At 58.2% G+C, this 26,768-nt stretch carries 22 protein-coding genes and 4 pseudogenes; 15 read left to right on the top strand and 11 right to left on the bottom strand.

Annotated elements, in window-relative coordinates; translation table 11 throughout:
* Position 1 precedes the first annotated feature (1 nt).
* Genes AB3X94_RS37555 through AB3X94_RS37565 form a run of 3 tightly spaced genes read right to left on the bottom strand, consistent with a single transcriptional unit; the run spans position 2 to position 1,821 of the window.
* Positions 2 to 199, bottom strand: coding sequence for a hypothetical protein (locus AB3X94_RS37555; RefSeq protein WP_246392609.1), 198 nt, complete (start codon positions 197 to 199; stop codon positions 2 to 4).
* The gene (locus tag AB3X94_RS37560) at positions 156 to 656 is read right to left on the bottom strand and encodes a HutD family protein (protein ID WP_368614186.1); all 501 of its coding nucleotides are present in this window, start codon (positions 654 to 656) and stop codon (positions 156 to 158) included. The genes AB3X94_RS37555 and AB3X94_RS37560 overlap by 44 nt, the downstream gene beginning before the upstream one ends.
* Positions 634 to 1,821: an NAD(P)/FAD-dependent oxidoreductase gene (locus tag AB3X94_RS37565; RefSeq protein ID WP_368614187.1), complete on the bottom strand. Its 1,188-nt coding sequence runs from the start codon at positions 1,819 to 1,821 to the stop codon at positions 634 to 636. The genes AB3X94_RS37560 and AB3X94_RS37565 overlap by 23 nt, the downstream gene beginning before the upstream one ends.
* A 496-nt stretch (positions 1,822 to 2,317) precedes the next feature.
* Between AB3X94_RS37565 and AB3X94_RS37570 the strand changes: the two genes are divergently transcribed.
* Positions 2,318 to 3,988, top strand: a complete 1,671-nt coding sequence (locus AB3X94_RS37570) for an electron transfer flavoprotein-ubiquinone oxidoreductase (protein WP_368594093.1) — start codon at positions 2,318 to 2,320, stop codon at positions 3,986 to 3,988.
* A gap of 206 nt (positions 3,989 to 4,194) precedes the next feature.
* On the opposite strand, the gene AB3X94_RS37575 is transcribed toward AB3X94_RS37570, so the two are convergent.
* Both AB3X94_RS37575 and AB3X94_RS37580 read right to left on the bottom strand, forming a co-directional pair.
* Positions 4,195 to 4,896, bottom strand: coding sequence for a GntR family transcriptional regulator (locus tag AB3X94_RS37575; RefSeq protein WP_368614188.1), 702 nt, complete (start codon positions 4,894 to 4,896; stop codon positions 4,195 to 4,197).
* A 375-nt stretch (positions 4,897 to 5,271) separates the two neighbouring features.
* Positions 5,272 to 6,123, bottom strand: a complete 852-nt coding sequence (locus tag AB3X94_RS37580; protein ID WP_368594091.1) for a class I SAM-dependent methyltransferase — start codon at positions 6,121 to 6,123, stop codon at positions 5,272 to 5,274.
* 592 nt (positions 6,124 to 6,715) lie between these two features.
* Here AB3X94_RS37580 and AB3X94_RS37585 point away from each other — a divergent pair.
* From AB3X94_RS37585 to ltrA, 4 genes are all read left to right on the top strand, one after another.
* A complete protein-coding gene (locus AB3X94_RS37585; RefSeq protein ID WP_368594090.1) occupies positions 6,716 to 7,165 on the top strand; it encodes an SOS response-associated peptidase family protein in 450 nt (149 codons plus the stop codon).
* Positions 7,166 to 7,184: 19 nt separating this feature from the next.
* Positions 7,185 to 7,406, top strand: coding sequence for a hypothetical protein (locus AB3X94_RS37590; protein WP_246392449.1), 222 nt, complete (start codon positions 7,185 to 7,187; stop codon positions 7,404 to 7,406).
* Between the two features lie 65 nt (positions 7,407 to 7,471).
* Positions 7,472 to 7,804, top strand: a complete 333-nt coding sequence (locus AB3X94_RS37595; protein WP_368594089.1) for a hypothetical protein — start codon at positions 7,472 to 7,474, stop codon at positions 7,802 to 7,804.
* Positions 7,805 to 8,905: 1,101 nt separating this feature from the next.
* Positions 8,906 to 10,294, top strand: a complete 1,389-nt coding sequence (ltrA, locus tag AB3X94_RS37600) for a group II intron reverse transcriptase/maturase (RefSeq protein ID WP_368614189.1) — start codon at positions 8,906 to 8,908, stop codon at positions 10,292 to 10,294.
* A gap of 775 nt (positions 10,295 to 11,069) precedes the next feature.
* Here ltrA and AB3X94_RS37605 read toward each other — a convergent pair.
* From AB3X94_RS37605 to AB3X94_RS37620, 4 genes and pseudogenes are all read right to left on the bottom strand, one after another.
* Positions 11,070 to 11,756, bottom strand: coding sequence for a TIR domain-containing protein (locus AB3X94_RS37605; protein ID WP_368594087.1), 687 nt, complete (start codon positions 11,754 to 11,756; stop codon positions 11,070 to 11,072).
* 384 nt (positions 11,757 to 12,140) lie between these two features.
* A complete protein-coding gene (locus AB3X94_RS37610; protein WP_368594086.1) occupies positions 12,141 to 12,536 on the bottom strand; it encodes a hypothetical protein in 396 nt (131 codons plus the stop codon).
* A gap of 98 nt (positions 12,537 to 12,634) precedes the next feature.
* Complete coding sequence (locus AB3X94_RS37615; RefSeq protein ID WP_368614190.1) at positions 12,635 to 13,447, bottom strand: IS5 family transposase; 813 nt, start codon at positions 13,445 to 13,447, stop codon at positions 12,635 to 12,637.
* 621 nt (positions 13,448 to 14,068) lie between these two features.
* A pseudogene (locus AB3X94_RS37620) lies at positions 14,069 to 14,343 on the bottom strand (IS3 family transposase); the annotation flags it as partial.
* Between the two features lie 304 nt (positions 14,344 to 14,647).
* Between AB3X94_RS37620 and AB3X94_RS37625 the strand changes: the two are divergent.
* The 5 genes from AB3X94_RS37625 (at position 14,648) to AB3X94_RS37645 (ending at position 21,153) form a co-directional block, all read left to right on the top strand.
* Positions 14,648 to 15,976: an MFS transporter gene (locus AB3X94_RS37625; protein WP_368594287.1), complete on the top strand. Its 1,329-nt coding sequence runs from the start codon at positions 14,648 to 14,650 to the stop codon at positions 15,974 to 15,976.
* The gene (locus AB3X94_RS37630) at positions 15,936 to 17,561 is read left to right on the top strand and encodes an amidohydrolase (RefSeq protein ID WP_368614191.1); all 1,626 of its coding nucleotides are present in this window, start codon (positions 15,936 to 15,938) and stop codon (positions 17,559 to 17,561) included. Before AB3X94_RS37625 ends, AB3X94_RS37630 begins: the two co-directional genes overlap by 41 nt.
* 420 nt (positions 17,562 to 17,981) lie before the next feature.
* Positions 17,982 to 19,133, top strand: coding sequence for a porin (locus tag AB3X94_RS37635; protein WP_368614192.1), 1,152 nt, complete (start codon positions 17,982 to 17,984; stop codon positions 19,131 to 19,133).
* 752 nt (positions 19,134 to 19,885) lie between these two features.
* The gene (locus tag AB3X94_RS37640) at positions 19,886 to 20,464 is read left to right on the top strand and encodes an AAA family ATPase (RefSeq protein WP_368614193.1); all 579 of its coding nucleotides are present in this window, start codon (positions 19,886 to 19,888) and stop codon (positions 20,462 to 20,464) included.
* A 227-nt stretch (positions 20,465 to 20,691) separates the two neighbouring features.
* Complete coding sequence (locus tag AB3X94_RS37645; RefSeq protein WP_368614194.1) at positions 20,692 to 21,153, top strand: M20/M25/M40 family metallo-hydrolase; 462 nt, start codon at positions 20,692 to 20,694, stop codon at positions 21,151 to 21,153.
* Here the strand turns inward: AB3X94_RS37645 and AB3X94_RS37650 are convergent.
* Positions 21,150 to 21,599 (bottom strand): hypothetical protein, encoded by a 450-nt coding sequence (locus tag AB3X94_RS37650; protein ID WP_368614195.1) that lies wholly within the window; start codon positions 21,597 to 21,599, stop codon positions 21,150 to 21,152. The two genes, AB3X94_RS37645 and AB3X94_RS37650, sit on opposite strands and share 4 nt — an antisense overlap.
* A gap of 3 nt (positions 21,600 to 21,602) precedes the next feature.
* Between AB3X94_RS37650 and AB3X94_RS37655 the strand changes: the two genes are divergently transcribed.
* The 3 genes and pseudogenes from AB3X94_RS37655 to AB3X94_RS37665 form a co-directional block, all read left to right on the top strand.
* Positions 21,603 to 21,941 (top strand): M20/M25/M40 family metallo-hydrolase, encoded by a 339-nt coding sequence (locus AB3X94_RS37655; protein WP_368594283.1) that lies wholly within the window; start codon positions 21,603 to 21,605, stop codon positions 21,939 to 21,941.
* A 251-nt stretch (positions 21,942 to 22,192) separates the two neighbouring features.
* Positions 22,193 to 23,146 (top strand): IS5 family transposase, encoded by a 954-nt coding sequence (locus AB3X94_RS37660; RefSeq protein ID WP_368614196.1) that lies wholly within the window; start codon positions 22,193 to 22,195, stop codon positions 23,144 to 23,146.
* A 612-nt stretch (positions 23,147 to 23,758) separates the two neighbouring features.
* Positions 23,759 to 23,963 (top strand): annotated as a pseudogene (locus AB3X94_RS37665) (DUF4158 domain-containing protein); the annotation flags it as partial.
* Between the two features lie 77 nt (positions 23,964 to 24,040).
* Here the strand turns inward: AB3X94_RS37665 and AB3X94_RS37670 are convergent.
* Positions 24,041 to 24,403, bottom strand: a pseudogene (locus tag AB3X94_RS37670) (NAD(P)/FAD-dependent oxidoreductase); the annotation flags it as partial.
* Here AB3X94_RS37670 and AB3X94_RS37675 point away from each other — a divergent pair.
* Both AB3X94_RS37675 and pruA read left to right on the top strand, forming a co-directional pair.
* Positions 24,392 to 24,957 (top strand): annotated as a pseudogene (locus tag AB3X94_RS37675) (tyrosine-type recombinase/integrase); the annotation flags it as partial. The pseudogenes AB3X94_RS37670 and AB3X94_RS37675 sit on opposite strands and share 12 nt — an antisense overlap.
* Before the next feature lie 364 nt (positions 24,958 to 25,321).
* Complete coding sequence (gene pruA / locus AB3X94_RS37680) at positions 25,322 to 26,710, top strand: L-glutamate gamma-semialdehyde dehydrogenase (RefSeq protein WP_368614197.1); 1,389 nt, start codon at positions 25,322 to 25,324, stop codon at positions 26,708 to 26,710.
* Positions 26,711 to 26,768 lie beyond the last annotated feature (58 nt).

The raw sequence follows: 26,768 nt of genomic DNA on the forward strand, positions 1-26,768 counted from the left end.
GTCATCCGCGCGCTTTCTGTTCGATAATGACGAGTGCCGCGTAGGGCGCCTGAGCTTCGTCGTGCGCCTCGCCGTTCAACTCGTATTGTTCCTTATCGCGGGCTGCCTCGATGTCGAACGCGCCGCCGTTTTCCGGGCGCGTGTAGACATATGCTTCAGGAAGCAAGAACGTTTCGCAGAGATCGCGTGCACGCAGCATGCATGGCTCCATGCAGGGTCAGCACGAGCGCGAGGCATCCGGACGGTAGATGCATTGGTTCCCGTAGAACCACGATGCGAGCGGTGTAGCGCTCTCGCGCGACGATGGCGTTGAGTTTCAGGACTGGCCCGTCAAGCAGACTAGCTTGCCAGATGGCGTCTCCGTCATATTCCGCCGACACACATCCGTGTCGCATGTCTATGCGTCTTGAGCCGGCATTTAGCGTGACGCCTACACCCCGAACGACAAGCGACACGCGGTTCATACCGACGAATCGCGAATATGAGCCATCGCGTTCGACGTCGGCGAGGCTGATACGCCAGCCTCCGTCAGCGGCCTCTGCCAGGGTACGCGTCGTACTTTGGCCATTGCGCCAGGCTTGCGGTGCTATGCAAGCGAGTGGCCGGACCGCCAGTTCGACAGACGCTGTCACTTCACGAAACGGCGCCGAGGCCATACTTGCCGGTCAGCAGCTCGCCGGTGGCGAACCGCTCGATAGAGTAGGGTTTGAGCGAGACATCTATCGGCCGACCCAGCGCAGCCTGTGCGAGTATCTTCCCAACCGTGGGCGAAAGCTTGAAGCCGTGGCCCGAGAAGCCATAGCCGACCACCAGGCCATCGATACCTGGCAGCGCGCCGAGCACGGGATTCCAGTCCGGCGTCACGTCATAGACACCGGTCCATGAAGACGCGATGCCTGCCGTCTCGTATGCCGGGAAACGCTCGGCGACCTGTGCGCCGACATCGACGACATAGTCCATCGGGATGTCTCCCTGTTCGGTGTCTGCCGTGCTCAGTTTCTCGCCGACCACTCCTTCGCTGACCAGCATCCGGTTCCCGCCGTAACTGCGGTAATACAGCATGCCTTCCGATGCGAGATCCTTGAATACCGGCATCTGGAAAGTGTAGGGCGCTTCGGGGCACTCGAGCGCAAGAACTGCGTGACGTTCCGGCGCAAGTGGGAGCGTCCTGCCGGTCCAGCCAGCCAGCTCCGGCGTCCAGATGTTTTGCGTGCTGATAACGGCACCGGTACTGAAATCGCCCACGCTCGTCGACACGCCCACCACCTTTCCGCTCTCGATCAACAGCCTGTTCACAGTAACGTTCTCGCGGATCGTCACGCCGCCACGTCGCGCGGCGCGTGCGAAGCTGGTTGCAGTGAGATATGCATCCGCGAACCCAGCTTCCGGTTCATAGCCGATTAGCGCGGCGTCGTCGAAGGTGGCAATCGGCATGCGTTCTTTTGCCTGCTGCGCATCGAGCAGTTCGAGGGGAATACCCTGGGCCTTCTGTTGCTCCAGCGATGCACGGAGCGGTTCAAGTTTTTCGTTATCCGCCGAGACGATCATGTAGCCGCACTTGACCAGGCCGCAAGAAGCTTCTTCGTCGCCAAGATAGGCAGCGAAATCGTTGAACACCGACCACGACTTACGTGCCAATTCGACGTTTTCCTTTACCGAATAATGCGTTCTCAGAATGCCAGACGATTGTGACGTCGTGCCTGCGCCAATGGTCGCGCGGTCGAGTACCAGCACGTTTCTGGCGCCCAGCTTTTGTAGGTGAAACGCGACCGAGGTACCGATCACCCCAGCTCCAATTACGACAACATCGTAGTTGTTCACGGCCATGTCCTTTGACAGAAACGATGATCAGAGTCTGCACCCGAAGATGCTCGCCAATGCTTCAATAAGCAATTCTGATGAAAGGTCATAAGTGGGTCGTTCGAACAGGCGAGGACCACGTACGGTGACTTTGTCCCGTGGCATTATTTGGGTCGTCAAGGTTGTCCACGGGATGCAAAATTCAATTGCTGGCATTCGCGCATGGCGCATATTTAGCGATAGCGTCGATCACCATCGCATTTCTGTCTGGCCTTTCGACGAGAGGCCTCGTACGGCTGTTCGCTCCGAAACCAGTAGCGTCTGTGGTGGGGGAGATCGTCGGAATACTGGTTTTAATCGCTACATATGCCTATCTCTTCGGCTGATGGCTAGAGGTAGCTCCGTCCCGAATCCTGGAGCGTCGCCAGTTTGTGCTCCATAAGCTTCGCTTATGTGAGCGCTGTTCGACTTCAAAGCGGGTAGGCTGAGAATAACCTTTACAAGAAATGTCTTGAGCATGACCTCACAACTTGCATCCGTGCAGAACGCGCGTGAATCGATGGAATACGACGTCGTGATCGTCGGCGGCGGCCCGGCTGGCCTTGCCGCGGCGATCCGTCTGAAGCAGCGGGCGGCGGAAAAAGGCGCCGAGATTGGCGTCTGCGTGCTGGAAAAAGGCTCGGAGATCGGGGCGCACATTCTCTCCGGCGCGGTCATGGACCCGCGCGCCATCACCGAACTCATTTGCGACTGGAAGGAAAATGGCGCGCCTTTAGATGTTGAAGTGACGGAAGACCGCTTCCTCTTTCTGAGCGAAACGGGTGCGAAGAGCGTGCCGAACTGGGCGCTGCCGGACAATTTTAAGAACCACGGCAACTACGTGATCAGCCTCGCGAACGTCACGCGCTGGCTGGGTCAGCAGGCCGAGGCGCTCGGCGTCGAGATTTTCCCGGGCTTTCCGGCGGCTGAAGTGTTGTACAACGACGACGGCTCGGTCAAGGGCGTCGCGACCGGCAACCTCGGCATCGGCAAGGACGGCGAGCCGACCGAGAACTTCCAGCTCGGCATGGAGCTGCACGCGAAGTACACGCTGTTCTGCGAAGGCGCGCGCGGCCACCTCGGCCGCCAGCTGAACGAGAAGTTCAAGCTGCGCGACGGCGTCGATCCGCAGGTGTACGGCATCGGCATCAAGGAGCTGTGGGAGATCGATCCCGCCAAGCACCAGCCGGGTCTGGTGATGCACACGGCCGGCTGGCCGCTCGAAAACGACACCTACGGCGGCTCGTTCCTCTATCACATGGACAACAACCAGGTCGTGGTCGGCTTCGTGGTCGGCCTCGGCTATTCGAATCCGTATCTGTCACCGTTCGAGGAATTCCAGCGCTACAAGACGCATCCGGCGATCCGCGCGATTCTGGAAGGCGGCAAGCGCGTGTCGTATGGTGCGCGCGCGATCACCGCGGGCGGTCTGATGTCGCTGCCGAAGCTGGTGTTCCCGGGCGGCGCACTTGTCGGCGACGACGCGGGCTTCCTGAACGCGTCGCGCATCAAGGGTTCGCACGCCGCGATCAAGACCGGCATGCTCGCCGCCGACGCCGCATTCGCCGCCGTACAGGCCGGCCGTCAGTCGGACGAACTGACCGCTTATCCGGAAACCTTCAAGACGTCGTGGCTGTACACCGAGCTGTATCGCGCGCGTAACTTCAAGCAGTGGATGAGCAAGGGTCTCTACCTCGGCACGCTGATGGTCGGCGTCGAGCAGAAGCTGCTCGGCGGCAACGTGCCCTGGACGCTGCATCACCAGCATTCCGATCATGAGATGCTGAAGCCGGCTTCGCAGTGCAAGCCGATCACGTATCCGAAGCCGGACGGCAAGCTGACGTTCGACCGGCTCTCTTCGGTGTTCATCTCGAACACAAACCACGAGGAAAATCAGCCGGCGCACCTGACGCTGAAGGATCCGACCGTGCCGGTCAACGTGAACTGGCAGACTTACGCCGGACCGGAGTCGCGTTATTGCCCGGCTGGCGTGTACGAGTTCGTGAAGAACGACGAAGGCAACGAGCGGCTCGTCATCAATGCGCAGAACTGCGTGCACTGCAAGACCTGCGATATCAAGGACCCGACGCAGAATATCGTGTGGGTCACGCCGGAAGGCGGTGGCGGGCCGAACTATCCGAATATGTAGCCAGGCCGAGGGCTCCGATAGGCTGCAAGCGCCTGAAGTTCTACCCAGGTACCGATATCAGGCAAGAGCAGTCGAACGCGACATCCCGAGGAACGCGAACATCGTGATTCTGTCAGGCTGTGTGAGCCGGTCTTCATTTCTGTATTGGCGCATTTTCGAATTACAGCACGGCGGCACCGACCAAACTACACGACCTGTCCGGCACACTATGAGATCAGCCGAGCGATGCGTGCGAGACCGAACGAGATGTGGTTGCGTTGCACAAGTCCAAGAGCACGCATGTCCCCCGCGCGCAGCGCCAAGCAGCATTCGTCCAGCTCCCTATTAAGACTTCTAAGTTCTTCGTCCCATACAAGTTCCACAATATTCAGCCTAACCCGTGAGACTTGCACGTAACAGCGGTTATGCGTTTGGCGCACTTGTACGTTCGTTATGAGGCCGTTGATTACGGAATGCAACTCATCGAGGACTTTCCAGAATGCTCCTGAATTCGGTGGCCTGTGTTGCAGCGTCGTCGCTTTAACCGCCAACTGTTGCATCCGCTCGAGCGCGTGGGGAGCGTCTGCTGGAGAGCAAAAGTCGCCAAGAATCTCGCTCAACCTTAGCCGGAATGCGTAAGTGTCACGATATTCCCGGAGATCACCGCCCGTGACTATCGTACCGATGCCATTTCTTGTTTCCACGAGGCCTTCGTATGCGAGCCTCTGAAGACTCTGCCGAATCGGTGTGCGACTGACGTGGAATTCATCCGCAAGCGCCGTCTCGCGCAATACGGTGCCGGGGGGATAATACAGAGTGCAGATCCGATCACGTAACGTCTGATGGATCTTCGATATCGGATAGCGGATTGACGGCGCTTTGTCCACGGTGCCAGCTCTTGATACCCTTGTTTTTGCTACCTGTGACATCAAAGACCTCCCTCGGAGCGAAGCATTAAGACCGTCGCCTGCTACACGTTAAAAAGCGTCTGCATCCGTTTCCGTGAATTGGGCTCCACCGAACTGCTAGATTCGAAAGCGGTTGTGCCAACCGTGTGTATTTTCAAATCGCACGGCGAAGCGTAGCCAACGGTCCCGCCCATCATGCGCTGTCGCAACGTCTCTTGCGAACAGTTAGCCCCTGGTTCAGGGGTCCGCAGCCAACTACCGATTTCTCAACAGCGAGGGGAAGCAAGAACGTTATGCGCCCCGGGCGCTCGCGAGCCTACCGCACGGACATTCAGCGTTGCCGATGGTCAAGAATCGCACGGCGACAATCGCCACAACGGCGCTTTGGCGCGCGCCCTAAGTCTCCATTGTGTGAGCCGCAGCGTCGTCGATTGGTGGCTCTGATGACGACAATTTCGCTTGCGGAACAACAGATTCGTCGTCGCCGCGAATGACCCTGCTCAGGTCATGACGCAAATAGCCTTCATGACTCTTGGGAGCTATTCCTCGTTTCGATAACTGAAACGAAAGATATTCTTCCCACGAGAACGCATCGAGTCCAAGGTGATGATTAACGTGTTGCTGCTCCTTCATATGCGTTAGAACAACCCATTGATGCCCTAGTGGGTGCGGAGCATCGAGGAGGACGAGCTCTAATCGACATTCCCCCGCGAGCAAACGAAGGGTTGAAGCCTTGTAATACTGAACTGCCGGATACGACCAGTGTGCGCAGCTGCTGTCTGAACCTCCCTCCAGAAAAGCCGCCACAAATTTCCCATTAGATCGCAAACTCCGAGACACTGATTTTAAGCACGTTATAATTTGCGTTTTGCTCGCGTGCATGAATATGCCGGCGGCAATTATGTAGTCAAACTGGCAATTGAAACTGGTTGTATTTAAATCAGAATTGAATGAAAATTGTGGTCGCTTCAAAGTGACAAGTGCGGAGCCAACCTCCGCCTCGATGCCTTGCCGAAGACACCATTCTTCCGGTTCAATGCCGAAATAGCGATCGGGATTGAGGTACATCAAAGGGAACCTGCCTCCACGTAGTGAACCACATCCGATATCCAATAAAAAGTGTTCCTCTCTCAACCCCAGCAGAAGCAATGTAACGAATTGCACGGCACCCAAGCGGTCGTAATAATCAGGTGGACCCACCCAAGCGCGATGATCCCTGTCCCCCATCACGTGCTGTTTACTTTGCATTTGGTAATCCTCATTATGTTATCCGAAGCTTTTTTCAGCTTGCAGCCAAACGAGCCGGTTCAATCGGCAAGCGGGAGTCATCGCGCGGCAACGCTATTGCCGCAGCCTGGAGCGATATTCCACAACTCACGCATGACGCCAGCGAACGTGCAAGAGACGTGCCGAGATGGTTCGGGCAGGTATGCGATGGCCAGATGGTGTCGATATTGTCAGGTGTATGCCAATTCGCCATGTCAGTGTCGGAAAGCGCGCAATGTGAGCGTCGCCGAGGGATTGCGCCAACTCTGGCTGCGACGATAGTGACCGCCACGGTCGCTACGCACGATCACACCGGTTTTTCGGGCGGCGCCGGAACCATGTCATGCGCAGTGCGTCCGCGCACGACACTGGGAGCCAACCCATTTGAATGCCTTGCTCAATGTTTAAGCATGAGATACAGAAGTGATCACGGGCTCGACGCTCACCACGGCAATGAACCGGTATCCAGTCGCCCGAAGCTGCCTTACTGTTTTTCGGCCGCTACCGGAGCGCTGAAGCCGCAACCGTAAGCATCGAGCGTCGGCGAAACGTGGCGAAATATCGGAGAGAACTGATGTGCACGAGCTACGACGCAAATCCTAACGACGCCTGGGACGCTTTTAGCCTGTTCCCGGAGCCGGACTTCGACTACAAGCGCGAGATCTATAAGGACTACTACGCGCCGATCTTGCGCCGCGGTGGCGACGCATTCGAGACGTTTGGCGCTTGGTTCGGCATCGTTCCGCGGCGGCATATTCCTCCGGGTGTGAAGGCGTTCGATACGATGAACGCGCGTTCGGAATCAGTCGGGAAGAAACGCAGCTTCTGCGGCGCGTGGAAGAATCTCCAACTCTGCCTTGTCCCGTGTAGTGCATTCTTTGAACCCAACTACGAGACAGGTACGGCTGTGCGTTGGAGAATCGGCACAGCTAGCGGTGAACCGCTCGCGATCGCCGGGCTCTGGCGCTCCCTGGAAGGAAGTCGACGGCTCGCATACCCTCTCCTTCACGATGCTCACCGTTAACTCAGACGAGCATCCGCTGATGAAGCGCTTTCACAAGCCCGGTGCCGAGAAGCGCTCAGTCGTCATTGTCCCGCCGGCGCAGTATGGCGATTGGCTCTCCTGCGGATCGACCGATGAAGCGCGGTCCTTTCTGAAGCTTTATCCAGTTGAAGCAATGCACGCGGAACCATATCCCCTTCCGCCGCGTAAATTGCGAGTGGCCGACCGACCCGGCGATCCGCAGCTACCGCTTGTCGATTGAGCAAGCACGTCAACTTGACTACCGTCTGCGCTGGGTATGCTGGTGCGAATAACATCCCGGGTTGAATGATGAGCGCGAAGTTTCTGGTTGGTCGGTGGCAGTCTCCACGGGCGAGTAATCCATTTCTGAATATCCGCATAGCGATTGAGATAGATGCGCGATCCGTCGTGATGGTGCACCACGTCATCGAGCGCGCGTGGCGACGGTTCGGGCAGGACGAGAACGCATATGTACGCGAACTCATCATTGAAGAGATCGATGCGATCGTTGAGTGCCCGGAGGATTATGGGTTGAAAGCGATTGATGCCATACCCGCCGCATGGTCAGATGCGGAATCGAACGCGCCGCTCGAGCTCCCGGAGGACGATGAAGAAGTGAATGCAGACGATCGGTCATAGCATGCGTCCGCCTGCTGCGATCGATGATACCGCGAAGGTGCAGTGAGCAAATGCGAATGCCCCTGAATACAGGCGTGTTTACGACACGGGGCAAGCGAGGTAACCCGATCGATCGACGAGGCGCGCTCTTTTTTGAACCTCTATCCAGTGGAAGCAATGCTCGCGGAGGCATACCCTCTTCCCCCGCGGAAATCTCCGGTGGCCGATACGACCAGCGGCCCGCAGTTACCCCTTGTAGATTAAAAGGATAGGTCGCCTAGGCAAAAGTCGGCCATCAGTAGTCGTTCGCTTGCGACGTCGCTCGGACAGATCTCCAATCTGCCCGGGAAACGGTCATTCAATTCGCGAGGGCTCGTTGGCTTGTCGCCGGTTCCTTATACATTTTGTACCCCTCGACGTGTTTCAGATCAAGCTGCCTGAATCGCATTAAGCCGCCTTGTGATGTTGGCCATACGCCGTTTATATCGCGCGAAACGTGGACGGCGTTTACTCCGCCACTGAGTTTCGTGGCATCCCATACACACGAACCAATCGCTTTAGGCTGATAGTTCCTTGTATTCCGACCAAGGTGATCATTGCTTTGCTCATTGCGAGCCCAGCTCCAAGTGAAACTGCCGGTAGCGAGTAACGTTTTGCGATGGCGTCGTTGATCAGCGACCGCATATGGCGTGCGCCGTGACAAGGCGGCGCTTTTCCAGTGGGTGAAAGCCCCACCCGGCAACCGCTCCAGCCGGAAGCAACCGGAGCAATCGTGGAGGTAACGAAGCGGTTGAAGCCTTCGGTGAAGCGTGTCACGAAATACGGTGACAGCGCGAGTGTGCAGGCCGTAACGCGAGTGAACGCTGAGCAAGCCTCGAAAAGGTCGATGCGCAGGCCGACCCGACAGCCATATCGGGGAAGGCTGATACGTCTGGGTGAATGAGCAGGCAGGACGCCCAGCCGCTGCGCCGGGGTAGTGGCGACAGCATGCACACAAGGAAAGCGCACGCAACACGGGAAGCCCCTCGGCGTGGTCAGGGATGACCAACCGGACGCCCGTGAGGGACAGGCCGGGCGCCTTGGGGTGACGGAGAGGCCCGTAGTACCGATGAAGCCGGTGTAATGCCGGCGGAGGAAAGGGGCCTCAGTTCAAGACAGACGCAATACGTAGTGAGGGCGTGGAGATTGGGCAACCTATCAACTCCGATTCGTGTTCAGAAGCTGCAGATGGCGTTACACGCGAAAGCGAAGGCAGAAGCCGGGTATCGCTTCTACGCGCTGTACGACAAGATCTATAGCGAGGATGTGCTGGCGCATGCGTACGCTCAGTGCCGCTCGAATAAGGGCGCACCGGGTGTCGATCGGCAGGACTTCGCGGAGGTCGAGGCGTACGGGGTGGAGAAGTGGCTCGGTGAACTGGCGCTTGCGCTCAGGCAGGAGACTTACCGACCGGACCATATCAGAAGAGTGTTTATCCCGAAGGCCAATGGCAAGTTGAGGCCACTGGGCATCTCGACCCTGCGGGATCGGGTGTGCATGACAGCAGCGATGCTGGTACTCGAACCGATCTTCGAAGCGGATCTTCCGTCAGAGCAGTACGCTTACCGCCCGGGGCGCAATGCCCAGCAAGCGGTAGTCGAGGTGGAGGAGCGGCTGCACCGAGGGCAAACGGCCGTCGTTGACGCGGACTTGGCGGACTACTTCGGAAGTATTCCACACGCCGAATTGATGTTGTCGCTCGCGCGTCGCATCGTGGATCGGCGTGTGCTGCATCTGATCAGGATGTGGCTGGAATGTCCCGTTGAAGAAACCGACAACCGAGGCCGCAAGAAGCGCACGACGGAGGCCAGAGACGGCCGGCGAGGTATCCCACAGGGCTCTCCCATCTCACCACTGCTGGCAAATGTCTACATGCGCCGGTTCGTACTGGCATGGAAGAAGCTCGGACTTCAGCGCAGTCTTGGCAGTCGCATCGTGACCTACGCGGACGATCTCGTGATCCTGTGCAAGAGAGGCAAGGCCGAAGAGGCGCTGCTGAACCTGCGCGGGATCATGGGCAAACTGAAGTTGACGGTCAACGAGGAAAAGACACGAATCTGCAAGGTCCCGGAAGGTGAATTCGACTTCCTGGGTTACACGTTTGGGCAGATGTACTCACCGACGACTGGCCAGGCCCGTATGGGTATGCGCCCGTCGAAGAAGAGTATGCGTCGCATGGTCGAGAAGATTCATGCGATGACCGCGCTCAGGATGGCATGGCAAGAGACCACGGAGTTGGTGGGCAAGTTGAACCGCACGTTACGTGGGTGGGCCAACTACTTCCAGGTTGGAAGCGTTAGCCGCGCCTACCGTGCGCTCGACAGCTACACCGCGACGCGGTTGCGCCGGTGGCTGCGCAACAAGCATAAGCTCAGGCGACGAAGGGGCGGGAGCTATCCATCCTCGCACCTCTACGGGCACTTCGGTCTCGTACGTTTGAGCGCGCGCGGAGGTGTAGCCTGGCGTGTGTGAAGGCGTGAAGTCTTGTCCGAGAGCCGGATGCGGGAGATCTGCACGTCCGGTTCGATGAGCGGGATGTGGAAACGGGGTTACGGCGAGGTTAATGGGACACCGCCAAACGAAAGGGGCGGACAACAGACAAACCGGACCTACTGCTACCGCGCCACATCTCGACTCTACCGATACAATTCTCCGCGGAACGGTATGCGAGCCGGACAGACTTCTCCCTGTCGTCCTTGTCCACCCCGAACAATATCAACCCGCCGTCACCCAAATATTCCGTGACCGTCCCGCCTTGAAAGCCACAGGGAACGGCGACGGCAGGCAAAAGCGCAGACGTCTCGTAATAGACCCGTTGCAGTCCGTAGATCTTTGCGGTTTTGATAATTGTCTTGAGTCTTTGAGTCGATCCCCGCATGTCAATTCTAGCGCAATGAACTCGTCGACTTTTGGTCTATCTGCTGACGCAACTGGATAACCAGGGATATTCGAGTCGGCGCTGTCCATAGCGTACGATTCGACCGACTTATGCAGTCGCGCCTCACTCAGGTGCCCGACCTTCTCCCAATTGGATTCAGCGCGATCGAGACCTTGCTCGATTGCATCACGGACTTTCGCTATCTCACCATTGTTCATCGATTTACCTTCTCGATATGCGCACGGACTTTCGTCCATGCCGCCGCCATGTCACGGTCAGGTGAGTCTTCAGACAGTTTTGCTGGATACTCGATAGTAGTCACGCCCGCAAGATCGCTAGGCAGCTTTACAGCGACGCCCTTTGGCTTCATCAAGGTGGCTCGGCGGCGAACCCCAATCTCCCCATAAAAAGTCCCAATTCAAAGATGACGTTATCGCGTGGATTTGGCTTCCTCTCCTTGCGGGATGTAGTGAGGTCATCATCCTGTGCGATGGCAATCGCGAAGTCCGCCGTGTCCAGATGACGCTCGAGGTCGTCGAGCGGATAACTGCTCACTCCGAACACATTGTCTGGCCAGTTCCAAAACTTGATGTTTTCCGCATGTTCGAACGCGAGGACACCGGTCTCAGCGACCGACAGGGCTTCGACTGATGAAATCGCGAAGACATTCACTTTTTCGTCTGAGCGCGCAAGCGCCTTGTTGCGTCGCTCCAGCCGCCGCGCAAGTTCCACAGCAAGGTGCTCGTAGATCCGGGGAAACTGATCGCACAGCTCGATGAATTGAGTCTCGGATAGTTTAATAGCGACAATAGCGCGGTCAGCGATCACAGTCGCGGAGCGCGGCAGTGCCTCAATTGCCGCCATTTCACCTACGTGCCGACCGGCATCAACGCGATCGACTTCTTTCTTACCAACAATGATCTTCGTAGTCCCAGTCAACAAAAAATAAACGTCGCTGGATTGCTCGCCCTGTGTGATGAGCTTTTCATTGTCTTGAAACTCGACAAGTCCACCGTATTGGCCAGCCGCTGCGGCAGCTCTGGAATACCGCGGCAAATTCCTTGCATTTCAAGCGCGTCAATGAGATTTTGGCACCGCGCTTCTGCCTCAAATCTTTCCTTCACGGTTACCCCGTTTTGTTATTGATAAAATGTTCTTACTTAGCCGATGTCACTGCCGACGCCGGAAAATCGTCAACCCTTGTCGATTGGCCTTTGCGATGAAGCTCGGCGCTACATTAACGATTCCCGACGCCCATACAGTTGTGAGCGAATGCGAGTCAATGGTGAATCACCGAGGGGCTCGGTCGTAGGGCGGTAACGGTCGAAAGTTCGCGATTCTTGCTTCGAGCACGCACGTTCTGTGGCACCGGCCACGTTCGATTTCCGCCCATGGCACGGTGAGGCTGCATTGGGCAGATTTTCAGCCCCAGCGAGCCAATCAGGTGGCAGGCTGCCAATGCCCATCGGTCAACGAAACACCAAGGTTCGCTTTACCCTTGCCTGTGACGTCGTTGCCTAAGGCGGGGAATGACGTCTGAAGCTGTTTGTTTTCCGCCCACTTCGGTACGTCTGTTAGTTCGTAGGCGTACGTCACAGTCGTGACCACGGCGCCGCCTAGTTTCATCGGTTCGTCCCAGTTCAGGACCTTCGTGAGTTTTGCTTTCCCATAGCAGAATGCGCCGTACAGCTTGCTGGGAAACGGCTGCCGCTCATTCGTAACCAGCAGCTTCTTACCTTCTTCGGTCAGCGTAAAGATCGCCTGTTTGCGAAAGTTCGTGGAAGAACTCGGTCCTTCCTCCTTCACCGTTGCAATTCCTGCCTGCACGAACCCCATTCCGGCGTCATAAAACGCATAAGGGTTACCGTGGTCCGTGGGATCGCTTGTCGCCGGCCAGACTCCGGGCGGCAGGCACCGCGATTGGCTAGAGCGTGTTAGGAACTTTGAAGTACTGACACGGCGTGGACAAGCATGAGCATTGCGAAGACGACGAAATGAAGCCCAGCGAGAGTTTCGGGGAGCCGTTCATAGTCACGTGCGAGACGCCGGAAACGGTTGAGCCAGCCAAAGCTGCGCTCGACCACCCACCGGCGGGGGAGCAGAACGAAACCCTTTTTCGTTTCTTCGAGTTTGATCACCTGAAGGTCAATGCCCTCGTCGAACGCAGCCTGCGCGGGCTCTTTGCCCGTGTATCCCTGATCGGCAAATGCCACCTTGACCGTTCGTCCCGTTACCTGCTGGACCTGCCGCGCAAGCTCCGCTACCTGTGCGCGCTCCTGTTCATTGGCTGGGGTCACGTGCACCGCCAGCAACTGTCCCAACGTGTCTACTGCAATCTGTACCTTACTACCGCGCTTGCGCTTATAACCGTCATAACCCGCACGCGGGCCGCTCTCGCAGGTCGACTGTATCGTGCGGCCATCGAGGATGACCGCGCTGGGCTGTCCCCGACGGCCCTGTCCCACGCCTATCACCGAGCGCAGGTCACTCACCATGCTCTCAAAGCAGCCAGCCTGCAACCAGCGTTGAGTCTGCTGATACACCAACTCCCACGGCGGGAAATCATTGGGCAGCATCCTCCACGGCGCGCCGGCACGAGCCATCCAGCGCAATGCATCAAACATGTCGCGCAGTTCGTATTTGCGCTGGGGCGCGTCAACGTCCATCAGCGTCAGATACGGCGCCGCGAAACTCCATTCCTCATCCGACACATCAGTCGGATACCCTTTGCGGTCCGTTGTTTTCATCCCGCCAGGATACCAGGTCTCAATCGAAGTTCCTAACACGCTCTAAGGCGGTGGCAAAGCGGCTAAGACCCCGGCGCCGACGGCAACGACCAGACTATGCGCCAAAGCAGCCGCCCGCAAGCGACAGTTCGCCCGCATTGGTATCGGGGCTGTCAACACGACTATCAGATCTCCAGCATGGCATACAGAAAGAACATGCCGTGACCCTCATGGATCTTCTTTTTCGGCGCACCGGACTTGGTTGGCGGCGTCAATTCAGCGAGGCTGAGCTCGATCAAGCAGCGTCCGTGCTAGCGACGGAGCCTGGCCTTTCCTCTGCGGAGAAGTGGCGAGAGATCGAGGCGTTCAAAATCGAATGTGAGAGGCTTTTCGGACGACGTTCTTTACAAGACTTATCCACGAGTACGATTGCCGGGAAAGACGGAGATGATTCCGGATAGCTTTGAGTAAGCTAACAGCCCTTTGTGTGGCCGATGTGAGGATCCGCTGAATGTGCTTTCCACGCACAGTCACACGCACAGTCATTGTCGCTCCGATCCAAGAGTCCGATCATCGCTGTGTTGCGGACACGTGCAAGCGAGCTGAACCGCAGGCTGGTTGGTTTAACTACATGCAGGCACTTCAGACTTGCCTGTAATAGCTTGCTTCAGCCCCAGCGTGCGGGAGATAGCCGAGCGATTCCATCAGACGATGACGGTCTTGCCAGCCCACACATTCCAGGGTTGCCTATTCGACGGATTCCCTCGTTTTCCAAGGGGCGCGGCGATGAAACGGTTCCGTCTTGGAGATGCCGTTCATCGGTTCATGCAGCGCGTTCTCGCGGTCGTCGGCCGGCTGCCGACCGACGGGTCGATTCTAGCCTCAGTCAGTCGTTGTCTGTATTGAATGCTGACGTAGTGACACGCTCCGTCTGATGTTTTCACGTGGCTCGCCAGTTCGAATGTCGGTACGGTCTTTTGTGAGAATTACTTCAAAGGACGTATCAAGTCTACCCTAGTGAAGCACCGGATGCTGGCGAGTCGATCCAGTATCGGTATCGAGGCGCACCCTATACGGGTTTCAAATACCTGACCTATTTTGGCCGGATTGTGTCATTCACATCAGCGAGGCAGACTTCTATCGATGCCACTGCATTCGTTAGTGGAGGACAGCAACGAATCACGAACCGCGAACGAAGAATTCGCCCAATGGAGACAGAAGATGACTGTGCTTGATGAGCGCCGGCCGCCACACTCGCGATTCGCGCAATCGGAACGACGAGTGCCTACGAGAGCGGTTGTTGCGGCGATCGCGGGCAATGCTCTTGAGTTCTACGATTTTGGGATCTACTCGTTCTTCGCGGTCTACGCAGCAAGGGCTTTCTTTCCATCCTTGGACGGACTGACAGGAATTCTTGCTTCCGTCGCAGTTTTTGGGGTGGGTTTCGTGACTCGCCCTCTTGGTGCGCTGTTCATCGGCCGGCTCGGCGACCGCCTCGGACGCAAGCCGGCCTTGCTTCTTACCATCGCGCTGATCATTGTCGGCACTATGGGACTGGCCTTGACTCCCGATCAGGCTACCATCGGTGTCGCCGCTCCGATCATCGTGGTCATCAGCCGGCTCATCCAGGGGTTCGGCTTGGGCGGCGAAGTCGGGCCGGCCGTCGCATTCCTTATGGAAGCTGCTCCCGAGGGGCGACGCGGTTTCTATACGAGTTGGTCGACCGCCAGCCAGGGCATTTCGGGTTTCGCCGCAGGGATTGTCGGCGTCACGTTCACATCGCTACTGGCGCCGGAGAACATGCAGAGTTGGGGATGGCGATTAGCGTTCGCCCTTGGGCTCCTACTCGTCCCGGTTGCGCTCTACTTGCGCAAACAGATGCCCGAGACCTTCGATGGCCGTAGCCGTGGGGCGAATACGACGGCCACTCCATGGCGCGATTTGTGGCGCCATCGCCGAGCCATTTTGCCCGGTATGGCGATGCTGGGAGCTAGCACCGCGGTTTTCTACGTAGCGGTCTACATGACCACATACTCCATCGCGGTACTGAAAATGCCGCCGCATATCGGCATGTTTTCGGCGATAGTGTTAGGTGCGTCGCTGATCGTGTTCGGTCTGCTTGGTGGGTGGCTCTGTGATCGCTATAACGTCCGGGTCATAGTGGCGCTTCCATACACGGTCCTGCTCGCGGGAATCTACCCGGCATACCACCTTCTTATTCTCTCGCAGAGCGTGTCGACCTTGCTCATCGCCACCATATTGATGAGTGCCATGCCGGCCGTGGCGGGACCTTCGGTTCTGATGCTGATTGGCGAAGCGTTGCCGGCGCGCGTGCGAGCTCTCGGCCTCAGTGTCACTTATGCCGTTCCGATCACTAGCTTCGGTGGCACCGCACAGGTTGTCGTCACCTGGTTGCTGAAACACACCGGCAATCCCGCTTCTCCCGCGTTCTATGCGGTTATGGCAAGCGCGGTCATGCTGTTTGCCATCATGGCCTTTCCAAAAGGTCTTGACCGATTCGGTCACGCGAATGGAGTTGTGTTGGATTGAAGGCGGACTGTCCCTCGGAAGGCTAGAGTTTCAAACCTATTTTCAACTGATGCAGAGAGGCAAATCAATGGCAGTCGCGGAAGAAATCTGGAACCTCGTCGATGTAAAAAAGGAAGACTTCTTCGTGCTCAGTGACAAAGTATGGGCAACGCCTGAACTGTCCTATAACGAGTTCAGATCGGTTACGGAGCATGTGGCGATGCTGGAGCAGGAGGGGTTTCGCATTGTCCGAAATGTCGCCGGCATTCCGACCGCCGTTATGGGTGAGGCCGGCGAAGGCGGACCCATCATCGCGTTCCTGGGCGAATACGACGCGCTTCCGGGACTGAGCCAGGCGGCCGGACTGGCCGAGTTCTCGCCGGTCGAAAAGGACGGACACGGACACGGGTGTGGGCATAACCTTCTTGGCGCCGCGGCTCTCCTGGCGGCGACGGCTGTGAAGGACTATCTCGCGGCTAACGGATTGAAAGGGCGCGTGCGTTACTACGGCTGTCCAGCAGAGGAGGGCGGAGCGGGCAAGGCTTTTATGGCGCGCGCAGGCGCCTTCGACGACGTCGACGCCGCCATCACGTGGCATCCAGCCTTTTTTAACATGGTATGGGACTCTGGCTCTCTCGCCACTCTCGGAATCGACTTCAGCTTTACGGGGCGCACCGCCCATGCTGCAGCTACGCCCCATCTCGGCCGCAGCGCGCTGGACGCCGTCGAACTCATGAACGTCGGCGTAAACTATATGCGCGAGCACATGTCGCGCCATGCCCGCATACACTATGCCATTATCGATGCGGGCGGCATCGCGCCGAATGTCGTGCAGAGCCACGCTACGGTTCGTTATTCGATCCGCGCGGCCCAACAGACGGAATTGGTCGAACTGGCCGAACGGGTCCGCAAGGTAGCCAAAGGCGCAGCGTTGATGACAGAGACCGAGGTGAGCGAAGACGTGCACGCTGCGGTCGCAAGCTTGCTTCGCAATCGTCCCTTGGAAGAAGCGCTCCACGCCAATTTGGTGAAGTTGGGGCCTACTGGCTTCGACGAACGTGACCGCGCAATCGCAGCGCCTTTTCAGACGTCCTGTTCGGCGAAAGCGATCGCTGCTTCCTACGAGTTGTGGCAGCTCGCGCCGCGCGAGCACACGGTGCTGTGTGACGAAGTCTGGCCGTTGCGCGACGTCACTGAGCCGGTCATGGGATCGACGGACGTCGGTGATGTGAGTCGCACGGTGCCAACAGTGCAGCTTCTGGCGGCGACTCATGTCATTGGCCCGCCGTCCCACACTTGGCAATGGACCGCGCAGAGCAATTCGGATCCGGCCCGCAAGGGTTTGGCCTATGCCGCAAAGATCATGGCGGCAACCGGAGCGGACGTCTTGACGGACGATAGGCTCCGTACGGCCATCAAGGATGAGTTCCGGCGACAAAGTGCGCTTGACCCATTCACCTGTCTGATGCCCGCCGAACTCCCCCCCGCTTGCCGCAACAAGCCGCCTGAGAACGAGCCCGTCGCAGTCCCAGACGGCCTGGCGAGTGACAGTGGGGCCGGGGGCGGGCGTGCTCTCTGCTGGCCCCCGACGGCGTGCCGCGTCTGACGCTCATCCCTTGCAGGCGAGCTTTCTACCATGCGTCGGCTCGGCTTCCGGAGTGGGGACGAACGTCGCTGACGCGGCACGGATGCCTGCCCCGCTGACCGGGGTCCGCGGTTGTCGGCAGTAACAGTCGTCGTTGTATGAATCAACAACTGTTCATGTTTGATAGCGATGCTTGAGCTTGACGCAATCCAGCCGTAACGCCACTCCGTAGGAGTCACCTTGATTCGGACGCGCTGTCGACCGTGTCCGTTCGAATTCAAATGGACATGTGTACGTGATGGGGAACGTCGGACTTGTTCAAGACGCGGTCCGGTCACGACGGGGGGCATGGCGGATGGCTATCAACTTAGTACAACATATAAAAACAGGGCACTGTGTCTCAGTCTGCGCAGTCATTATTCAACGATTCATGGAGATCAAATGCAAAAGAAAAAGTCTGTTGCTGTTGTGTTGGCGTCAACCGCACTCGCTGGCGTGGCCCATGCGGAACCGAGCGTTACCTTGTACGGTTTGATTGACGCAGGTTTTGGCTACGTCAACACCAATCAAGGCAGCCGCTATGCGATGATGAACGGTAATCTCAATGGTGATCGATGGGGTTTGAAAGGCGTAGAAGACCTAGGTGGTGGGTTGGCGGCAATCTTTCAGATTGAAAATGGTTTTAATGTTGGCACCGGGACACTTGGTCAAGGTGGGCGCGAATTTGGCCGGCAGTCGTGGGTCGGTATCACGAGCGCCAGTGTCGGCACTCTTAAGCTGGGGCGGCAGTATGACCCGATGGTTGACAAGGTTCAAGGGTTGACACTCGAAAGCGTCTTCGGATCTCCAGCCACAACCCCCGGAGACGTCGATAACAACGACAACAGTGCGCGCATCTCGAACGCAATCAAATACGTTAGCCCCTTGTTTGGAGGTATCCGGTTCGAAGGACTGTACGCACTGAACGGTGTGGCGGGGCAACCTGGCTCAGGAAATACCTACTCTGCGGCAGCCAGTTATACCGGCGGACCCTTGAGCATCGCGGCAGGCTATCTTCATGGAAGTAATACTGCGGCTGCCCCGGGACAGCTGCGGACCACCTGGAGCGGTACGATGGATTCGATTTTTGACGGACCCATCAGCAACGGCTATCAAACAGCGGCATCGATCGGAATTGCGCATGCGGCGGCCCGCTACCAGCTTTCTGCGTTGACCCTCGGAGCTGTGTATAGCTATTCGGCGTTTAACGCGGACGCGCAGTCGACGTTCAAATCGCAAGAGCACTTCAATTCGGGAAAAGTGTATGCCCTCTATCAGATTACTCCCAGTGTCCTTGGCGGAATCGGGTACATCTACACCCGCGCTGGAGGTGATACGTCTGCAACGTATAACCAGGTGACGGGGGGCGTTACCTACGCCTTGTCGAAGCGCACGGACTTCTACGCGGTTGCCGCTTACCAGCATGCGAGCGGAACGCAGCGAACCGTCGCCGGAGGGCTCGTTGACGCAGTTGCATCGGTGGGTTCATATGGGCTGACCGGAAACGGTAACTCCCAGACACTGGTGGTTGTCGGTATGCGTCACCGATTCTGACATCCAAAGATGTAGAACAATGCTCCACGGGTGGGCGGCGCTCCCGTCTACCCGTGGTACGTTTGAAAGATAACGTATCTCTCATCTCTTTATTCGCGTGAAGGGCGAGCCAGACCCTCGTCATGAGCGATAACACGCCGTTGTCCGCCGGTGCCTACGGTTAGCCGTCTCCGGCGTCCTCCTATTTCAGCAGCACGGCGCCACGGAGCTTCGCTCCGGGCGGCGCGTGGAGCGCATCACCGGTCCAGACCGTGCCCGCGCACGAAGCCACGGGCGCCGGTGTGCGACAGGTGGCCGACTTCGCCGCGCCGGTTGCACTCGGCGCCGAGGATTCATTGGCTACTGCGCCGGATGCTTCGACGGCCGTTTCAACTACCGATTCGGCTGCTGCGTCGCCTGCCAATGGATCATCCGCCGCCCCGCTATTCGCCGGTTCGGGGGCCGCCGCCGCGGCCAAGGCGAGCACACCGTCGGGCTTCGGGGCGCAGCCCGATTTCGAATCATTGCGGCCACCGTCGGCCGGCGAGGCATCGCCGGCACCGCGCACGTCCCTGCGTCGTAGCGACAGGCTGTCGCTGTCGGATAAATAATCCCCCTTGGGGAAATTACGGTCGGCATTGACAGACCGCCGTCTCCGACATGGCTCCCAATGTAGGGCAGTCCGAAACCTCCCGGGCGAGGGTCCATCCACGCAAGCTGAAGATCGGTACCGGCCAGGTAGGTTGATCCACCGCTTCCGAGAGGAGGGCATCATGTCCGTCGAGATTCCACGTCCCATCGATCCTTCGCTTCGTCCGCTGGCGACCGGCAACTACCGAATCGCGACGCCCGCGATCGAAGTGCTCCACGAACTTGTGATGAAATGCTTGCGCTACCCGATCATGGGGGCGTTGATCTACGGTCCCCCGCGCATCGGCAAGACCCGCGCGATCGAGTATGCGGTTGCTGCTGGCCCGCGACCTGCCGAAATTGACGAGCTACCACGCGCAGTGCGAACACAAACCCTCTCACGCGGAGGGGCCGTTCGTCGTGAACCTGCTGGAAGCGGTCGGCGACCACGCGCCAATGCGGGCATCAACTCCGCCAAACGGATGCGCCTGACCTTGCGTATCCGCGAGGCGGCCGAGCGGGAGGGCAGTGGGACGCTGCTGCTGTTTTGCGATGAGGCGCAGCGCTACAACGATAACGAATACGAGTGGTTGCGCGATGTGCACGACGCGCTCGACCGGCAACAAATCAAGCTCTTTACGTTCCTGGTCGGGCAGCGGGAGATCCTGTCGCAGAAGACCGCGTTGCAGATCGCGGCAAGATCGAGATCGTCGCGCGTTTGATGGTCGAGGAGCTGCCGTTTTACGGGATTCGCAACGCGGATGATGTGGCAACCAGCTTGAACGGCTATGATCAGACCGCGTATCGGTCGTGACCTATCGCTGCATGCGCTCGAAAAGTACACAGCGTTGAAGACCACCTGGTTTAACCTGATCTAGCCGACGAGACTGACTTGGTAGCGGGGCGAATAAGCAAGCATTGGAACCCCGAACCTTTGCCTGGACAAGCGATGAATACATTTCCGAAGATTAACTTACCGAGACTTGAACAATCCATCGCCGAAATGGCTCGTTTCGGGATCAAATCGAATGGGGGCTGTTGTCGGATCGCTCTCACTGATGAAGACAAACAGGGGCGAGACCGTTTCGTTGAATGGTGCACTGAAGCCGGATGTCAGGTTCACGTCGATGCTTTTGGAAACATCTTTGCGGTTCGCTGCGGCTCGGACGGGGACAGTGGCATGGTGCTTACTGGTAGCCATCTGGACACGCAACCGAATGGAGGTAAGCTGGACGGCGTTTATGGCGTCTTGGCCGGCCTTGAAGTCATCCGTACGTTGAATGATCACAACATTCGAACGAGCAGACCGATAGTCGTCATTGACTGGACCAATGAGGAAGGTGCGCGATTCTCACCGGGGCTCACGGGTTCGAGCGGCTTTTCGGGGCATATCGACATAGGGGCAGCCTAGCCTCGGCAATCACTGGCGCCGATGGCAAGAACTTCATCGCTGAACTCGGACGCATCGGTTACGCCGGCTCGATGGACAGAGACGCTATCAAGCCTGCCGCTTACATTGAACTTCATATTGAGCAAGGACCGGTCCTCGAGCGTTGCCGTCGGGAAATCGGCGTCGTCACGGGCGTTCAGGGTGTTCGCTGGTACGAAGTAGATGTATCCGGCAGTGATCGTCATGCCGGCACAACCCCGATGGATGACAGGCAAGACAGCTTTTTCGCGGTTGCGCGAATGGCCGAAGCAATGAGGCGGTTTGCGCTTTCTCTCGATAGCGAAGTTCGATTCACAATTGGAAGAGTTGCCGTTCAGCCCAGGTAACCGAATACGGTTCCCGGCTTTTCGTCTTTTACCATTGATCTGCGGCATCAGAGCGAGGCAGTACTTGATCGGATCGAGCAATCCGTGAGCGACATTGCAGCGACGTTCGCGGCGGATGAGCGAGTTGAAGCGACGGTGAGATCTACGATGCGCGTTCCAGCTATCCAATTCAACCATGAAATCGTGGATATCGTCGAATCATCGGCTCTGAGTGACGGTTATAAGGCATTGCGGATGACCAGTGGTGCGATGCACGACGCGTGCCGGCTCTCCAAAGTTGTCTCGACCGGAATGATTTTTGTTCCTTCACGAAGTGGTATCAGCCATCACGAAGATGAATGGACCGCGCCAGAGCAGCTAGAGGCGGGAGCGAATCTCTTGTGCAAATCGTTACTCAAACTCGCCGGACGTTGCGATCGCTAACCATGCAGGAAAGCCGATAAAAAGCCTGGGAAGCCGGCGCAACGAGCTTCGGGCGGGTTCTCGAGTACTTGCACGTAGTTTTGGGCGTCGCTGAAGTATGGATAGATTTCGAGCGTCATGAAGTCTGTGAGGGTAACGCTTACTTGCAGCGTGCCTGCTGTGCACAACATGCTAGGGAGGGTCTGCAAAAGTCCTGGCGTTGACGTCTCGGTGGACTATCCTGGGAGAAGGCAGGTTTAAGGGGTACCTCGATGACACAGCTTGGTCTTGGTCTGGATCTTTCAACGAAACGCACGCGCAAGCGGGAATTTCTCGATGAGATGAGGCGCGTTGTGCCATGGTCGAGGTTGATTGCGTTGATCGAACCGCACTATCCAAGGGGTAAGACTGGAAGGCCGCCGTTTCCTATTGCGACGATGCTGCAGATCCACTTCATGCAGCAGTGGTTTGGTCTGTCAGACCCGGCGATGGAAGAGGCGCTTTATGACGTGCCGCTGTATCGTGAATTTGCTGGGCTGGACGAGGGTATGACGCGTTTGCCGGACGAGAGCACGATTCTCCGGTTCCGTCACCTTCTCGAAACGCACGGCCTGGCTGCGCAGATGCTCACGCTGGTCAATGAGATCCTGAGCGAGAAAGGCTTGATGCTGAAGGTGGGGTCGGCGGTCGACGCTACCTTGATTTCCGCACCCACTTCGACGAAGAACGGCTCTGGTACACGGGACCCGGAAATGCACCAGACGAAGAAGGGAAATCAATGGTACTTCGGGATGAAAGCGCACGTCGGCGTGGACGCAGAGTCGGGCCTGGTCCACACGGTCATCGGCACAGCCGCCAACGTTCATGACATCAATGCGGCCGAAGCGCTGTTGCACGGCCAGGAAATGGATGTGTCCGCTGACGCCGGATATCAGGGTATCGAAAAGCGCTGCCAGGTAAGCGCGGTTCGCTGGCATGTCGCGATGCGACCAGGCAGGCGCAGACAACTGGACCTAACCGATCGGCTGGACGCGATATTCGATCAGATTGAACGCCTGAAGGCCGGCGTCCGCGCCAAGGTTGAACATCCGTTCCGCGTCCTCAAACAGCAGTTTGGCTATACGAAGACCCGGTACCGGGGGTTGATGAAGAACACCGCCCAGATCACGACACTATTTGCTCTGGGCAACCTGTGGATGGCACGCAAGGCTTTGTGGAACGCTTGAAACGCTCGCAGATTCAGGCCGCGAATCTCGGCAAACAGTGGTCGTCACGCTTCAAAAAGCCAGGCGACCAACCTGCCAGCAGACTCTCATGGCTGATACAACGCAAGTGGCAAACGGCCAACTCTCTGAAAACGAGTTGTGCAGACCTTCCCTAGCACAATTATGCGGCGCGAGGCGCAGATTGGAGGCCTCGGCCATCGCCGCAATCTTTCTCGTTTCCATCAGGCCGCCGGTGGTACCGATATCGCCGCCGTCTTCTACGGTCACCAATTTAGAAAATCGACCGTCCGAAATGCACAGCGATCGTCGCTAGGGCGTGAGCAGGTCAACGGACTAGAAATCACAAACACTGTCTGTCGATTTCGCGTCTATCGCCAAGAACCGGCGCGCGGGCGCTGGCGGCCCCTGATGATGGCGCAGTGCGGCCACGGCGCGCTTTATCGTGACTGTGAGTCAAGTGCATAAGAGTCACATCAACATCGCAGTTCACGTCGATCCGGAGCCTTCTGCGCACGGTTATCGAATTGCTGGCCGATGAAGGGGTATCAGCGGTAACGTCTGATTTTTCTTGTGCTAATCTGAGCGGCCCTCTGCTGATCCGGACGATCCGCAATGGCTACCCTCGAACGCTCCGCGTACCCGCGCTTCCCCCGAGGTCCTGGCACCCCGGGAACTGCAAACCTGCTACACGCCACTGCCCGACGAGCTCGATTGGGCACGTCGGTCGACGCGCGGCGAGCGACCTCGACTGGGCCTGCTGGTGCTGCTGAAGGTCTTCCAGCAACTGCACTTTTTCCCTCCGCTCGATACCATTCCTGCCGGCCGCCGTTGCGCCACGGCTGCGGCGTGAATGACGCCAGCGGACGAATCGCGAGGTGAGCGGACCTCATCGCATCAAGAAACTGCACCGAGGCCATATTTTCCCGTCAAAAGCTCGCCGGTGGCGAAACGTTCGACTGAGTACGGCTTGAGCGAAACGTCGGTGGGCTGGCCAAGGGCTGCTTGCGCTAGGATTTTGCCGACTGTCGGCGACAGTTTGAATCCGTGGCCCGAGAAGCCGTAGCCGACCACCACCAGCCCGCTGATGCCGGGCAGTGTACCGAGCACCGGGTTCCAGTCTGGTGTCACGTCGTACACGCCGGTCCACGACGACGCAATGCCTGCCGTCTCGTACGCCGGGAAACGCTTCGCGACCTGCGCTCCGACATCGATAACATAGTCCATCGGAATGTCGCCCTGTTCGGTGTCCGCTGTATTCTGCTGGACTTCGGCTATGCGACGGGCCCGCGCGCTAGCGAGCTGGTTGGCGCGACGCTCGCAGACATCCGCCGGGACGAGCACGGCGATCACTGGTTGCACGTGGCCGGCAAGGGGGCAAGCGCGGCAAGGTGGCGTTGCCGCCGCTTTCACGAACGGCACTTGACCAGTATCTCGTGCAGCGCGGCCTGCCGGTCACGCCCGCGCGCTGGAACCCGGCGACGCCGCTTGTGGCTAGCCTCGAGGGGGACGCCGCCGGCATCGAAAGCACGCGGCTCTCGCGCGTGCTGAGGCGGTTCTTCGTGCTGGTAGCCGATGCCATCCAGGAAGAGCGGCCCGGGACGGCCGAGAAGCTGCGCCGGGCGAGCCCGCACTGGGTGCGGCACACACACGCCTCGCACGCGCTGGCGCGGGGCGCCGAGCTGCTCATGGTGCGCGACAATCTGCGCCATTCGTCGATCTCGACGACCTCGACCTATCTGCACAGCGATGAAGTGCAGCGCGCCCGACAGTTCGATCAGGCGTTTGCCGCACGGGACTTCAAGCAGGAGGTTGTTTATACGGACTTCTACATAAGCCAATCAGTTTTCATAACACCGGCGCTTATGATAGGAACCCCTTGCAGGAAAACGAACGTCCATTCGCATCAAAAGTCGGACTGGAGATGCGACGCTTTCTGCTCACTGCAGCTGAATCGCAAACCTGTACTGTCCGGTGCTGTCGTTGAAGCGACGTCGGCAACGTGCTCCTCCCTTGGAAGGATGGTTGGAGACGCTGGTATTGGATACGTTTTCAATTCCTTCGAACTTCTAGAGAATTGGAGACGAGCCTTATGGCATGTGCGCATGTACAGAATGAACCTATCCTCACATATGCTCCGGGTTCACCGGAGCGCGCCGCGCTCGAAAGTGAACTCGTGTGTCAGGCCGCAGAGGTCGTCAATATTCCGGTTATCGTCAATGGCGAGCGAATTGGGGGGGAGAACGGCTGCCGGTAACGTGTCCCCATGATCATAATCACCTGATCGCAAACGTGCAGCAGGCGTCGACAGAAAACGTGCAGGCGGCCATACAGTCGCATCGTGAGAATCAACTGGAGTGGTCCAACTGGCCGCTGGAGGAGCGTGCAGCGGTGTTCCTGCGGGCCGCCGATCTGCTTTCGGGGCCGTGGCGTCACAAAATGAACGCCGCGACAATGCTGGGGCAGAGCAAGACCGTATATCAGGCCGAGATCGACTCGGCGTGTGAACTGATCGATTTCCTGCGGTGGAATGTCCAGTTCGCGCGAGAGTTGCAGGAGTTGCAGCCAATCTCCGCTGCGGGTGCGCGAAATGCACTTGAGTATCGGCCGCTCGAAGGCTTCGTTTACGCGGTTACCCCCTTCAACTTCACGGCCATCGGCGGCAACCTGGCCTGTGCGCCCGCGCTGATGGGCAACTCTGTGCTATGGAAGCCGGCAGCCACCTCGGCGCTCAGCAACTACTATGTTCTGCAACTACTCGAGGCGGCGGGACTCCCGCCTGGGGTCATCAATTTTGTCCCAGGAGACGCAAAGACGGTTTCGTCTGTCGCGCTTAGCTCACTTTCATTTGCGGGCCTCCATTTCACTGGCTCGACTGCGGTGTTCGACAACCTCTGGCGTGCCGTCTCGGAGCAGCTTCCGAAATATCGAAGCTATCCCCGGCTGGTTGGTGAGACGGGCGGGAAGGACTTCGTTCTTGCTCATGCGTCGGCGGATGCGGACGCCCTGAGCACCGCCTTGCTCCGAGGCGCATTCGAATACCAGGGGCAAAAGTGCAGCGCGGCGTCGCGCGCATACGTCCCGGCATCGCTCTGGCCGCGGGTCAAAGCGCGACTCCTCGACGATCTTTCGACTTTGAAGATGGGGGACGTGCGGGATCTCTCGAACTTCTTGGGAGCGGTTATCGATCAGCGTGCCTACGAGCGAATCAATGGCTATATCGACACCGCGCGGCGTTCCGGTGAGGCGTCGATCATCGCCGGCGGGCAGTGTGACGCCCGTAAAGGCTACTTTGTGTCGCCCACGGTCATTGAGGTCAGCGATCCTCGATTTGTCATGATGCAGGAGGAGATCTTCGGGCCGGTCCTGTCTGTGTATGTGTACCACGATGAAGAGTGGCCTGAAATTCTCAAGCTCGTCGACGAAACCAGCCCGTACGGGCTCACCGGCGCGGTGTTTGCGACCGACAGGGCAGTGATCAATGAAGCGAGCACAGGTCTTAGGGCTACGCTGAACAAGCAGCTGAATTTGCGACGTGTCGGCGATGTAGAGGTGTTCAGGTCGTGAAGCCGACGGTCATCCTTTGGTTTTTGGCCCTTGCGGGCATTGCACGCGGGCGTTTGCC

It is taken from the genome of Paraburkholderia sp. BR10923 (genome assembly GCF_040948765.1).
GTDB classification, from domain to species: domain Bacteria; phylum Pseudomonadota; class Gammaproteobacteria; order Burkholderiales; family Burkholderiaceae; genus Paraburkholderia; species Paraburkholderia youngii.

Bases quoted from the DNA above. Each gene is read 5' to 3' on its own strand.
- ltrA (WP_368614189.1), top strand. From the start codon at position 8,906: ATGCCGGCGGAGGAAAGGGGCCTCAGTTCAAGACAGACGCAATACGTA.
- AB3X94_RS37615 (WP_368614190.1), bottom strand. From the start codon at position 13,447: ATGAAAACAACGGACCGCAAAGGGTATCCGACTGATGTGTCGGATGAG.
- AB3X94_RS37595 (WP_368594089.1), top strand. From the start codon at position 7,472: ATGATGAGCGCGAAGTTTCTGGTTGGTCGGTGGCAGTCTCCACGGGCG.
- AB3X94_RS37645 (WP_368614194.1), top strand. From the start codon at position 20,692: ATGAATACATTTCCGAAGATTAACTTACCGAGACTTGAACAATCCATC.
- AB3X94_RS37555 (WP_246392609.1), bottom strand. From the start codon at position 199: ATGCTGCGTGCACGCGATCTCTGCGAAACGTTCTTGCTTCCTGAAGCA.
- AB3X94_RS37585 (WP_368594090.1), top strand. From the start codon at position 6,716: ATGTGCACGAGCTACGACGCAAATCCTAACGACGCCTGGGACGCTTTT.
- AB3X94_RS37590 (WP_246392449.1), top strand. From the start codon at position 7,185: ATGAAGCGCTTTCACAAGCCCGGTGCCGAGAAGCGCTCAGTCGTCATT.
- AB3X94_RS37580 (WP_368594091.1), bottom strand. From the start codon at position 6,123: ATGCAAAGTAAACAGCACGTGATGGGGGACAGGGATCATCGCGCTTGG.
- AB3X94_RS37570 (WP_368594093.1), top strand. From the start codon at position 2,318: ATGACCTCACAACTTGCATCCGTGCAGAACGCGCGTGAATCGATGGAA.
- AB3X94_RS37560 (WP_368614186.1), bottom strand. From the start codon at position 656: ATGGCCTCGGCGCCGTTTCGTGAAGTGACAGCGTCTGTCGAACTGGCG.
- AB3X94_RS37635 (WP_368614192.1), top strand. From the start codon at position 17,982: ATGCAAAAGAAAAAGTCTGTTGCTGTTGTGTTGGCGTCAACCGCACTC.
- AB3X94_RS37610 (WP_368594086.1), bottom strand. From the start codon at position 12,536: ATGGGGTTCGTGCAGGCAGGAATTGCAACGGTGAAGGAGGAAGGACCG.
- AB3X94_RS37625 (WP_368594287.1), top strand. From the start codon at position 14,648: ATGACTGTGCTTGATGAGCGCCGGCCGCCACACTCGCGATTCGCGCAA.
- AB3X94_RS37575 (WP_368614188.1), bottom strand. From the start codon at position 4,896: ATGTCACAGGTAGCAAAAACAAGGGTATCAAGAGCTGGCACCGTGGAC.
- AB3X94_RS37640 (WP_368614193.1), top strand. From the start codon at position 19,886: ATGTCCGTCGAGATTCCACGTCCCATCGATCCTTCGCTTCGTCCGCTG.
- AB3X94_RS37660 (WP_368614196.1), top strand. From the start codon at position 22,193: ATGACACAGCTTGGTCTTGGTCTGGATCTTTCAACGAAACGCACGCGC.